At 55.7% G+C, this 12,711-nt stretch carries 8 protein-coding genes; 5 read left to right on the top strand and 3 right to left on the bottom strand.

The genetic code is table 11. The features are described 5' to 3' along the window. Positions 1-39: 39 nt before the first annotated feature. Positions 40-1,392, bottom strand: a complete 1,353-nt coding sequence (gene yegD / locus ACQG2G_RS14305; RefSeq protein ID WP_013097890.1) for a molecular chaperone — start codon at positions 1,390-1,392, stop codon at positions 40-42. Between the two features lie 130 nt (positions 1,393-1,522). Between yegD and alkA the strand changes: the two genes are divergently transcribed. Next, complete coding sequence (gene alkA, locus ACQG2G_RS14300) at positions 1,523-2,395, top strand: DNA-3-methyladenine glycosylase 2 (RefSeq protein WP_045294491.1); 873 nt, start codon at positions 1,523-1,525, stop codon at positions 2,393-2,395. Here the strand turns inward: alkA and ACQG2G_RS14295 are convergent. Next, positions 2,360-5,689: a diguanylate cyclase gene (locus ACQG2G_RS14295; RefSeq protein WP_028028088.1), complete on the bottom strand. Its 3,330-nt coding sequence runs from the start codon at positions 5,687-5,689 to the stop codon at positions 2,360-2,362. The genes alkA and ACQG2G_RS14295 overlap by 36 nt on opposite strands. 344 nt (positions 5,690-6,033) lie before the next feature. On the opposite strand from ACQG2G_RS14295, the gene udk reads away from it, so the two are divergent. The 3 genes from udk to asmA all read left to right on the top strand — a co-directional run bounded on the left by udk (position 6,034) and on the right by asmA (position 9,218). Beyond that, positions 6,034-6,675 (top strand): uridine kinase, encoded by a 642-nt coding sequence (gene udk / locus ACQG2G_RS14290; RefSeq protein WP_008500855.1) that lies wholly within the window; start codon positions 6,034-6,036, stop codon positions 6,673-6,675. Between the two features lie 88 nt (positions 6,676-6,763). Next, entirely contained in the window at positions 6,764-7,345 is a 582-nt protein-coding gene (gene dcd / locus ACQG2G_RS14285) for a dCTP deaminase (protein WP_013097886.1), read from the top strand. Positions 7,346-7,367: 22 nt separating this feature from the next. Continuing rightward, positions 7,368-9,218, top strand: coding sequence for an outer membrane assembly protein AsmA (gene asmA / locus ACQG2G_RS14280; protein WP_061772704.1), 1,851 nt, complete (start codon positions 7,368-7,370; stop codon positions 9,216-9,218). A 74-nt stretch (positions 9,219-9,292) separates the two neighbouring features. Here asmA and ACQG2G_RS14275 read toward each other — a convergent pair whose 3' ends face one another. Beyond that, positions 9,293-10,876: a TerC family protein gene (locus ACQG2G_RS14275; protein WP_029881804.1), complete on the bottom strand. Its 1,584-nt coding sequence runs from the start codon at positions 10,874-10,876 to the stop codon at positions 9,293-9,295. Between the two features lie 691 nt (positions 10,877-11,567). Here ACQG2G_RS14275 and ACQG2G_RS14270 point away from each other — a divergent pair. After that, entirely contained in the window at positions 11,568-12,707 is a 1,140-nt protein-coding gene (locus ACQG2G_RS14270; protein WP_014170829.1) for a polysaccharide export protein, read from the top strand. The last annotated feature ends 4 nt before the right edge of the window (positions 12,708-12,711 follow it).

Below are 12,711 nucleotides of genomic sequence, written 5' to 3'. Positions count from 1 at the left end.
GGGAGAGGGTTGGGGTGAGGGCACCAGACCGCACTAACGCTAGCTAAACATCACCTGCGCCCAGCGCGCCAGCCCTGCCGTGACGGAGCCAAAGTCATCGCCGCCGGCAATTGGAATGCCCGGCAGCTGTTCTGCCAGCGCTTTCTTGATCAGTGGCGAACGGGCGCTACCGCCGGTCAGGTAAATCACGTCCGGCTTCTCTTTGCCGTTCTCCAGCGCCAGTTGCACCTGTTCCAGAATGCGCTGCAGCGGCTGGGCGAGCGCGGTTTCCAGTCCTTCCTGAGAAATGGCGGTTGCCAGATCTTCACTGATAAACGGCAAGGAAACCGCGTGCTCCGGGCGATCGGAGAGGGCGATTTTGCTCTCTTCGGCAGTACGCACCACGCGATAACTCAGACGCTGACGCCAGACTTTGTAGAGCAGGGCGACCTTGTCGGCCTCCCGGGCATCGCGCACCATATCGTTCAGGAAGCGGCCATTCGCGCTGCTGTAAAAATCGCTCTGCGCGGGGACGTCGTTGATGGCGATAGCGTTCCACCAGGGCAGGATCGGCAGAGCGATCCCTTTTTCCGTTTGCCCACCCATGCCCAGCAGTGGCATCAGGCTCTTAAAGGCGAGCGCGATATCCAGATCGTTACCGCCCACGCGGCAGCCGCTGTGCCCCAGCAGGCTGTTTTCGCGGTCACGACGGTTATGCCACTGCGGCCCCATCAGCAGCAATGAGCAGTCGGTGGTGCCCCCGCCGATGTCGACGACCAGCACGCGCTTCTCTTCTGTCAGCGTGGCTTCAAAATCCAGCCCCGCCGCCACCGGCTCATACTGGAATACCACGTCGCGAAAGCCCGCGCGGTGCGCGGCACGCTCAAGGATCCCCTGCGCCTGCTGGTTAGCCTCGTCGCCACCCAGCCCCTGGAAGTTGATCGGACGGCCAATTACCGCCTGATCGATCGCCTCCGGTACCTGGGTTTGCGCCTGATTGCGAATGTGCAGCATCATGGCGCAGACCAGATCTTCAAACATCGCCACCTGCTGCGGCTTCAGCCCGCTGGCGCCGAGAAACGATTTTGGCGATTTAACGAAGTAGACCTCTTCCGGGTCGTCAATGTAGTGTCCGAGCGACGAGAGGCCGAACTGGACGCTCGACGGTGTGACGTCGATATCTTCTTCGCGGTTAAAACTGACGGCCCGGCGCAGCAACGCTTGTGATTCCGCCGCCGTGGCCGGAACCTGATGGTGGCGGAACAGCCATTCGCTGACCGCTTCGCGGGTTGGTGCGCAGAGCATTGACGGCAGCAGCGTACTCTCGTTTTCCATTTTCAGGAGCAATGGTTGTCCGTTTTGCATAATCGCAACCGAACAGTTCGCCGTACCGTAGTCGAATCCAATAAACACGATTAATCCCCATGCCAGTGAGAAGGGGCGAGACTTTAGCGGAATGCCCGACCGGCGACAACAGGAATATGAAAGCAAGGCGAAACAAGGCCTTTCGGTTTATGCTGAGGTGAACAAAAAAGGAGTGACAATGTATACCCTGACCTGGCAACCCCCTTACGACTGGCAATGGATGTTTGGCTTTCTTGGCGCGCGTGCGGTGGAGGGGATCGAGACGGTTACCGAACGCTACTACGAGCGCAGTTTCACCTGCCAGCGACACCAGGGGATCTTTCGCGTCACCCCGGATCTGAACGCCAACACGCTCAACGTCACGCTCAGCCCGGGGTTAATCCCGGTTGCGCAGACCTGTCTTGAACGCATCGCAGGTCTGTTCGATCTTGCCTGCGATCCGCAGCAAATTCAGCAGGCGCTGGGCGACCTTGGCGCTGCGCGACCAGGGTTGCGCTTACCGGGGGCGATGGATGCCTACGAGCAGGGCGTGCGGGCGATCCTGGGGCAACTGGTCAGCGTGGCGATGGCGGCGAAGCTGGCCTCACGGGTGGTAGCCCTGTGCGGCGAACCGGTAAAAGATGCGCCGGGCTATCTGTGCTTTCCCACACCTGAGGTGCTGGCTGCGGTGGATCCGCTGGCGCTGAAGGCCCTCGGCATGCCGGTCAAACGGGCGGAGTCGTTGATTCATCTGGCCCGCTCCGTGGTCGATGGCACGTTTCCCCTGTTCCCGCCTGCGGATATTGAGGCCGGGATGAAAGCCTTACAGCAGCGTCCGGGGATAGGGCGCTGGACGGCAAATTACCTTGCCCTGCGCGGCTGGCAGGCGAAAGATGTGTTCCTGCCGGATGACTACCTGATTAAGCAACGCTTTGCCGGCATGACGCCCGCGCAAATTCGCCGCTACGCCCAGCGCTGGCAGCCGTGGCGCTCTTACGCCCTGTTGCACATCTGGTATACCGACGGCTGGACGCCATCAGTTGATGGCGAAATAGCTGGTGTTCAGCAGTAGATCCAGCGGCTGCGGCTCACCGATGGTGTCACCGAAAATAAAATCAACGCCGATGCCGGAGAGCGTATCCATCATGATGGGTTGGTTACACGGACCGGCGATGGTACGCATCCCCAGACGCTGGGCATGGCCCTGAATAATGGTAACCATCATCTCATCCATCAGGTTGCCGTGCACATTGGTCACCACTTCGGCGTCCAGCATCAGATAATCAGCCACGTTGGCACCAAGGTGGCTAAAAAGCTCCATGTTGCGTCCCGCCTGGCTGAGCACCACGCGGCAGCCAGCGTGGCGGAGCTTTTGCAGCCCCGTCTGGACGTTTGGATCCGGGTTTGCCACAACGTCGATCGCGATGACCAGATGCAGCAGACGGCCCGGTAAAGGCCCTTTATCCAGCAGGTCGAGCAATTCGTCGATCAGCGTGGCGCTGGCTAAACCCGCGGCGGACAGGGGAAGGGCGACCCCGAGGCCTTTTTTGGCAACCGGAGCGGCATACGCGCGGAAGAATTCGCTAAATATACGGCGGTCCAGCGCATGTAAAAGCTCAGGCTCCGCCAGGCCGGAACGGAAGGCGTGCTCTTCCAGCACTTCTCCCTGGCTGGTCCACAGGCGCAGCGAAATCAGCCAGAAGTTGCAGCTTTCCGGGATGCGCGGGGAGGCCACGCTGCGGGCGATCATCATCAGATGGTTGTCTTTGATCATATGCCACTGTTCATCGAGCGACATCATGCTGCGCGCGCTGTGGGCCCGCTCCTGCTGCGGCTCGTACACCGTCACCACGCCGCGACCGTTGTTTTTCGAGGCGTAGCAGGCAATGTCGGCCTGGGACATGACTTCCGAGGCCTGATGATTATTTTCATCAATCAGCGTGATCCCCGCGCTGGCGCCGATCCGGTGCAGGCGGCCCTCCCACATAAAGTGATAGTCGTTGATGGTATGGACCAGCCGACCCGCAATATAGCGGGCACTTTCAATATTGCAGTCCGGCAGCAGCAGCCCGAATTCATCCCCGCCCAGACGCGCCAGCACGTCGCTGGAGCGCAGCATGGTCAGCATCAAGGACGCAAGCTCCCGCAACAGGGCGTCGCCCGCCGCGTGGCCTGCGGTATCGTTGACGGCTTTGAAGCGATCGAGATCGATAAACACCAGCGCATGTCGCTGGCGCGTCTCCTGTACGGTTTGCAGCAGCCGCTTGAGGTGATTTTCGAAACTGACCCGGTTTGCCAGATGGGTGAGGGCATCGTGAGAAGCACTATAACTGAGCTGACGCAGCATTTTGCGCGATTCGGTGACGTCCTGAATAACCAGCACCGAGCCGATATTCTGCCCGTCCAGCGTGCTGAGCGGTGTGATGCTGTAATGGATATCAAAAACGCCGCCGGTACGGCAGTTCAGCACCACATCCTGCTCGATATCTGAACGGGACATATCGCCGCTGTGAATATTCTCCATCAGCGGCCCTTTTTCGCCGAAGGTGATATGCAGAACCTTTAGCACCGGCTGGCCGATGGCCTCGGTTTGCAGCCAGCCGCTCATTTTCTCGGCGACCGGGTTCATAAAGGTGACATTCATGTCGACATCGGTACACAGCACTGCTTCGCCGATGGAGTCGAGGGTAATGTGCAAACGCTCTTTTTCCTGGAACAGGGCCTCATTGAGCTGCTTCACTTCGGTCATGTCCATATTGATACCGAGCAAGCGTTCGACTTCCCCTTGTTTGTTCAGGACCCGGTTCGCCAGGGAGCGAATATGGCGTACCCCCTCTTTCACGCGAATACGGAATTCAAGCTTAAACGGCAGCCGTGAAATGAGTGATTCCCGAAGCACTTTTTCCGCATGGGCGCGATCTTCAGGCAGCATCGTATCGTGCCAGAGCTGCCACGTAGGTTTGATGTGCGGCGGGATTTCATATAGCTCAAACATCCGCTTATCCCAGCTGATGATGTCCGGCTCAAGATCCCACTCCCAGATGCCAATGCCGCCCGCTTCATTGGCAAGGGTAATGCGCTCCATCAGTCGTTTATTGACCCATTCGGTCTGCTTCAGATCGTTAATATCTTCAATCTGGGCAATGAAATAGAGCGGTGAACCGTCGGCATGACGTACAACCGAGACGGCAAGTAGCGCCCAGACCACTTCGCCGCTGCGGGTGTAGTAGCGCTTCTCAAGGGTGTAGGTGTTGATATCCCCGTTGACCAGTTGTTCAAGCTGTTCGAGATCGGTGTGCAGGTCTTCCGGCCAGGTTAGCTGCTGGAAGGTGAGCGACTGCAGCTCCGTCTGGCTATAGCCAAGAAAGTTACACAGCGCTTTATTGGCCTGCAGCCACTGGCCGTCAATGCTGACCAGCGCCATGCCAATGGCGGAATACTCCATCGCATTACGAAAACGCTCTTCACTTTCAGTGATGTGTTTTCGCTCTGCGCGAAAGGCATACATCACCATGGTCATGACGTTGGCTGGCAGAAGCAGCATCAGGAACGGCAGCCAGGGGGCGTTCAGCATCGCGCCGGTGTGCTGCGTGGTCAGTGCCTCCGGGTTATGGGCAATCATCAGCGAAACCACCATCACGGTGACCAGAAACACCATAAAGGCTTCCATGCGCGGCAGGCGCACAGCGCTCCACATCAGCAAGACAATGACGCAGGTAAAAGGCCACGGCAGCCAGACGATGGCCGCCCAGCTGAGGACCAGCGTCACGGCCATGGTTACCAGCGTTTCCAGCAGCAGCTTCGGGTCTCGATGGCGCAGGAGATAGTGCGGCTTAAACAGTAACCCTAATGGCACCAGGGCCAGTGCGCCAACCGCTTCAGACAAGACCCACACGAGGAAATTACGCAGCGGCTCCGGGCTGGGTATCAGTAAATGCACCAGCACACCGCCCACCAGCGGGGGGATCAGCGCGCTGCCGATGGCCAGGCGGATCCAGTCATTCAGATTCTGCAGCGGGTTGTACCAGGGGAGCAGTTTGCGCAGTAATAACGCACCAACTACCGCTTCCACTACGTTAATGGCGGTATAGGTCGGATTAATCGACGACCAGGAGAAGAGCATCCACGAGGCCAGAATATTGCCAAACGAACAGGCCAGAGCAATACCGGGCCACATTTTTCCGGCGTGGCGATAAAACGCCACCATCATAATGGCGGTGGGAAACCAGAGCGGAGCCAGCAGTGCGCCGAAGCGGGTCAACTCCAGCGAAAAAAGGGTAAAGATAAAGGTGACCAGGCCCAGACAGACAAGTCGCATAAGAGGATGTGGGGTGGTAACCAAAACCCGCTGGTGTTGTTTATTCATTACCGCTTTATCCAGAGACGCCATGCCGTCGGGAGTGAAGGTCCGGACGAGTGAATGTGCTAATTTGGTTTATGCTAGTACAAACAATTTACAATTCATATGGCGACTGCTCATAATTTGACATCATAGATTTATTAAATAGTTAGTGTTTAAAAAAATCCTGTTAAACGCTGAAAAAACGCGCGTAAAAATTTCACTCAGGGAACATGACGTCACTTTTCAGCCTGTCTCGCATAACCTGCGCTTTCGACTGGTATCACGCCCGTGAAATCCCTATAATTGCCGCGTTTGACGCTCCGGCGTCGTCCTTCCTTAACATCCAGGTTAATCAGGTCGCTAAATTTATGACTGATAAGTCTCATCAGTGCGTCATTATAGGCATTGCCGGCGCATCGGCTTCAGGTAAAAGTCTTATTGCCAGTACGCTTTACCGCGAACTGCGTGAACAAGTTGGTGATGAGCACATCGGCGTCATTCCCGAAGACAGCTATTACAAAGACCAATCCCATCTGTCGATGGAAGAGCGCGTAAAAACGAACTATGACCATCCTAATGCCATGGATCACAGCTTGCTGTTCCAGCATTTAGAAGCGCTCAAGAGCGGCCAGGCGATTGAACTGCCTGTTTATAGTTACGTGGAACATACCCGCACGCAGGAAACGATTCGCATTGAGCCGAAGAAAGTGATTATCCTTGAAGGCATCCTGCTTCTGACCGACGCGCGTCTGCGCGAGTCAATGAACTTCTCCATCTTTGTTGATACCCCGCTGGACATCTGCCTGATGCGCCGCATCAAGCGTGACGTGAACGAACGTGGCCGTTCAATGGACTCCGTCATGGCGCAGTACCAGAAAACCGTTCGCCCAATGTTCCTGCAATTTATTGAACCATCCAAACAATACGCCGATATTATCGTGCCGCGCGGAGGCAAAAACCGCATTGCCATTGATATCTTAAAAGCGAAAATCAGCCAGTTTTTTGAATAAGCCGCGCGAATTGTGTACCGTTCAGAGATAACCTGCTTTGCCCTGAGTCGTTATCCTCAGGGCACGATGCACGAAAGGAGAGAGTGCCATGCGTCTTTGTGATCGCGATATAGAAGCCTGGCTGGATGAAGGCCGCCTGTCTATTACCCCACGTCCACCCGTGGAGCGTATCAATGGTGTCACCGTTGATGTGCGACTGGGGAATAAATTCCGCACCTTCAGCGGCCATACCGCACCGTTCATCGACCTTAGCGGGCCGAAGGATGAAGTCAGCGCCGCGCTTGATCGCGTGATGAGTGACGAAATCGTTATCGACGAAGGCGAAGCCTTTTATCTGCATCCGGGCGAGCTGGCGCTGGCGGTGACCTTTGAATCGGTGACGCTGCCCGCGGATCTGGTGGGCTGGCTTGATGGCCGTTCCTCTCTGGCGCGTCTGGGGTTGATGGTACACGTGACCGCGCACCGTATCGATCCAGGCTGGTCGGGCCGAATCGTGCTGGAGTTTTTCAACGCCGGTAAACTGCCGCTGGCGCTGCGCCCGGGCATGATGATTGGTGCGCTGAGCTTTGAACCGCTGACGGGTCCGGCCGATCGTCCTTACAACCGCCGTCAGGACGCAAAATACCGCGACCAGCAGGGTGCGGTTGCCAGCCGTATTGATAAAGACTGATCGTTAGTCCATTGAGGATGCCATGAGAAGAGTTCTGACAACGCTGATGATTTTGCTGGTGGTGCTGGTTGCTGGCCTTTCAGCGTTGGTTCTGCTGGTTAACCCGAATGATTTCCGCGCCTATATGGTGCGGCAGGTCGAAGCCCGCAGTGGTTATCAACTGAAGCTGGATGGGCCGCTGCGCTGGCACGTCTGGCCCCAGCTCAGCATTCTCTCTGGCCGCATGTCGTTAACTGCACCGGGGGCTGCCCAGCCCCTGGTGTCTGCCGATAACATGCGCCTTGATGTGGCGTTAGTTCCGCTCTTTTCGCACCAGTTGCAGGTCAACCAGGTGATGTTAAAAGGCGCGGTGATTCAGCTTACCCAGCAAACTGAAGCCGTGCGTAACGCGGATGCGCCGGTTGCGCCGCGGGAAAATACCTTACCTGATGAACCGTCAGATACGGGCTGGTCATTCGATATTGGCAAACTGAAGGTGGCCGATAGCGTGCTGGTTTTCCAGCATGAAGACGATGAGCAGGTCACCGTACGGAATATCAACCTCAAAATGGAGCAGGATGAGCACCATCTTGCTTCGCTGGAGTTTAGCGGACGGGTCAACCGCGATCAGCGCGATCTCACCCTGTCTCTGAATGCCAGCGTCAATGCGTCGGATTATCCGCACCAGCTTACCGCCGACATTCAGCAGCTGAACTGGCAACTGACAGGAGCCGATCTCCCTGCCCAGGGTATTGCCGGTCAGGGAACGATGCAGGCCGTCTGGCGTGAAGAGTTAAAACAGCTGGAGATGAATAATCTCAACCTGCAGGCGAACGACAGCAGCCTGAAAGGGCAGGCGAGCGTCATTCTGGAGGCGAAGCCGAAATGGGTGCTCAATCTGCAGTTTGACAAGCTCAACCTGGAAAACCTGCTTCCTCCGCCTCCGGCGAGCGCTACGGACAACGATCCCGCGCAGCTCGGGCAAAACCAGGGGAAACAGACGCGTCCGGTTATCTCGTCTAATCTCGATCAGCCGGACTATAACGGTCTGCGGGGCTTCACGGCGGACATTCTGCTGAAGGCCAACAGCCTGCGCTGGCGCGGTATCGATTTCACCGACGTGAGCAGCCAGATGTTCAACCAGAACGGTTTGCTGGTGATCTCCGAACTGAGCGGCAAAATGGGCGCCGGGCGCCTTTCCCTGCCGGGCACGCTGGATGTGCGTAAAGAGGCCTCGACTGCGGAATTTCAGCCGCGTCTCGACAACGTTGAGATTGGCACCATCCTGAAAGCCTTTGACTACCCCATCTCTATGACGGGTCAACTGACGCTGGCGGGGGATTTCTCGGGCACGAAGATCGATGCTGATGCTTTCCGCCGCGACTGGCAGGGGCAGGCTCACCTTGAACTGAAAGATGCCCGCATGGAAGGGCTCAACTTCCAGCAGCTGGTGCAGCAGGCGGTGGAGCGTAGCAGCGATGTTAAAGCACAGGAAAATTACGACAGCGCCACGCGTCTCGATAGCTTTAGCAGTGACCTGACACTCGACAATGGGCAGCTCTCCCTGAACGGCATGCAGGGGACCTCCTCACTGTTGTCATTAACCGGCGAGGGCAAGCTCGATCTGGTAAAAGAGACGGCAGATACCCACTTCAACGTTCAGGTGCTGTCCGGCTGGCAGGGTGAAGGTAAGCTGATCGACTTCCTGAAAGAGACGCCGGTACCGCTGAGCGTATATGGCCAATGGCAGTCGCTGAACTACAGCCTGCAGGTGGATCAGATCCTGCGCAAGCATCTGCAGGATGAAGCCAAACGTCGATTGAACGACTGGGCGGATCGCAATAAAGATACCCAAAACGGGAAGGACGTGAAGAAGCTGCTCGATAAGCTGTGATGCCTGTTGTGCCAGTGCGGCCTGATGCCCTCACCCCATCCCTCTCCCACGGGAGAGGGAGCAACGTGTTTTTCCTACACCTCAAAATCCATCTCGTCTTCGTCGCGCAGCGGTATCAGCTGCACCTTCTGCACGCGATGGTTTTCAATCTGCAGCGTCTTGAGCATATAGTCGCCTACCTGAACTTCTTCACCCGGCTGGGGAATGCGCTGCAGATACTCCATCAACAGACCCGCAATGGTGTGATACTCGCGCTTTTCATCCAGCGGCAGGGGAACATACTGGACCAGGTCTTCAAGCGGCATATGGCCGTTGGCCGTCCATGAACCGTCCGCGTTTTTCTGAATGTCGTGGCGCGCATCGATTTCATCCACTTCGTTTGGCAAATTACCGGCGATGGTTTCCATCACGTCGCTGAGCGTGACCAGCCCCTCAACCGAACCAAACTCATCCACCACAAAGGCAAAGTGCGTACGCGCGTTACGGAATTGCTCAAGGGCAGAGAGCAGCTGCAGCCCCTCCGGGAACACCAGCGGCTGGCGCACCAGGGCGCGCAAATTGAGTGCCTCACCGTGCAGCTGCTGTTGCAGCAGGTCAATAACGTGCACCACGCCCAGCAGCTCCTCTTCCTCGTCACCCCCCGTCACGACCACCCGGGTATGCTGGTTTCTGTCCAGCAGGGCGCGGATCTGCTCTTCCGGGGCGGTGAGGTCGATATGTTCGATGTCATGGCGCGACGTCATGATGCTGCTGACCGTGCGCTGGTTAAGATTGAGCACCCTCTCAATCATCAGTCGTTCCTGCGGGTTGAAGATCTGCCCGTCACTGTGATCGGCCAGCATCGCAGAGGATTCGGCATCCAGCTCCGCATCTTCTTTCTTCCCGCTGAGCAGGCGCATCACCGTGTCGGCGGTGCGTTGACGTAATGTCTGATTTGCCGAGAGGAAACGGCGGCGGTTGAAAATCGCCAGCTGGTTAAGCGCCTCAATCATGACGGAGAAACCAATGGCGGCGTAGAGATAGCCTTTCGGAATGTGGAACCCAAAGCCGTCTGCCACCAGGCTAAAGCCAATCATTAACAGGAAACTCAGGCAGAGAATCACAATAGTCGGGTGGCTGTTCACAAACCGGGTCAGCGCTTTACTCGCCATCACCATCAGCGTAATGGCAATGATCACCGCAGCCATCATCACCGCCAGATGGTCGACCATCCCGACGGCGGTAATGACGGAGTCCAGGGAGAAGACCGCATCGAGCACCACAATTTGCGCCACCACCGGCCAGAATTTAGCCCCACGCCGCTGGGTGGGGTTTTCGCTGTCTTTGCCTTCGAGCCGCTCGTTCAGTTCTACCGTGGCTTTAAACAGCAGGAACAACCCGCCGAAGAGCATGATCAAATCACGCGCGCTAAAGCTCAGGCCGTGAACGGAGAAAAGGGGCTTTGTCAGGGTCACCAGCCAGGAGATTGAGGCCAGCAGCAGCAGTCGCATCACCATCGCCAGCAGCAGGCCCGTTACGCGCGCACGGTCGCGCTGCGCCGGGGGGAGTTTTTCGGCGAGGATGGCGATAAAGACCAGGTTATCAATACCGAGCACTAATTCGATGACGACCAGCGTAACCAGCCCGGCCCAGATTGATGGATCGGCAATCCATTCCATAGTAATCGCAATACCTTCTGTTATATGAGCAATGTCACACTTCGATCATGGATAAAGCCAGGGGAAATTGCAATGCCGGGCTGAGATTTCTCTTAATACGATCCGGCAAAAAGGAAGAACAATGCGGAATCTGTAAATAAGCTAAATACGTAGATTTAATTACGGCGAACGCATTTTAGGATATATCGCAATAAATGGTTTTTATTTTAATTTTGTCAATATAAAGAAAATCCTAAAACGTCAAAACTTTGCTCTTAATATTAATCTTAAAAACCGTTATTAGGACAGTTGTCTCCTTGCCTGCTATTAGGTTAGCTGCAACAATTCTCCCAGCATCAAATGTTAAATCTCCTTGTTGCTATTATTGTTCCGGTCTTCAGTGATGGTTATTCATTATCTGCCGTGTATCGTAAGCGGCTGATATATTTCCAGAAGGCCTTATCAAAGAGGGTGTCTATCCATAACGCATTGTTTAGTCAGTGGATTGGTAACTGAAAGCCAAGGGCGGTAGCGTGCCTGAAAGCGTGTGAATCAGCCTCGATTATTCTGTCAATAGCCAATGGATGAATAAGCTTTTTTTAGGACTGATGCCAGTTATATTTCTATTTGAACAACTGCATGCTGAAAGCCAAATCGACCCGGCTTATTTAATTGCACAGGATAATTACTCTGCCAAAGTGATAAATAATCAATGATGAAATCCAAAATGAAATTGATGCCATTATTGGTGTCTGTGACCTTGATGAGTGGTTGTACAGTCTTTCCCGGCAGCAATATGTCAACAATGGGTAAGGATGTGATCAAACAACAGGATGCTGATTTTGATCTCGACAAAATGGTGAATGTTTATCCACTGACACCACGTCTGGTCGAACAATTACGTCCACGTCCAAATGTTGCGCAGCCGAATATGTCTCTGGACCAGGAAATTGCCTCCTACCAGTACCGCGTAGGTCCGGGTGACGTGATTAACGTTACCGTGTGGGACCATCCGGAATTGACCACGCCAGCGGGCCAATACCGCAGCTCAAGCGACACCGGTAACTGGGTGCAGTCTGATGGCACCATGTTCTATCCCTATATCGGCAAAGTACACGTTGCCGGGAAAACCCTTGCCGAAATCCGTAGTGATATTACCGGCCGCTTAGCGCAGTACATCGCCGATCCGCAGGTGGACGTTAATATCGCCGCATTCCGTTCGCAAAAAGCCTATATCTCCGGACAGGTGAACAAATCTGGCCAGCAGGCCATCACCAACGTGCCGCTGACCGTGCTGGACGCCATTAACGCCGCGGGCGGCTTAACCGACGGTGCCGACTGGCGCAACGTCGTTCTGACCCACAACGGTAAAGAACAACGCATTTCTCTGCAGGCGCTGATGCAAAACGGCGACCTGACCCAGAACCGTCTGCTCTATCCGGGCGACATTCTGTATGTACCGCGTAATGACGATCTGAAAGTCTTCGTGATGGGTGAAGTGAAGAAACAGAGCACCCTCAAAATGGACTTCAGCGGCATGACCCTGACCGAAGCCCTGGGTAATGCAGAGGGTATCGATCTCACCACCTCTAATGCCACCGGTATCTTCGTGATCCGTCCGCTGAAAGGCGAGGGCAGTGCGAAAGGTAAGATTGCCAATATTTACCAGCTGGATATGTCCGATGCGACTTCTCTGGTAATGGCAACGGAGTTCCGCCTCCAGCCTTATGACGTGGTGTATGTCACCACCGCACCGGTTGCCCGCTGGAACCGTCTGATCAACCAGTTGCTGCCAACCATCAGTGGCGTTCGCTACATGACGGATACGGCGCGCGACATTCATACCTGGTAATCCG

It is taken from the genome of Enterobacter cloacae complex sp. 382A5, from assembly GCF_050031095.1.
GTDB lineage: Bacteria > Pseudomonadota > Gammaproteobacteria > Enterobacterales > Enterobacteriaceae > Enterobacter > Enterobacter cloacae.
Note: the sequence above shows the minus strand (reverse complement) of the source record. Positions and strands in the feature narration are given on the sequence as shown.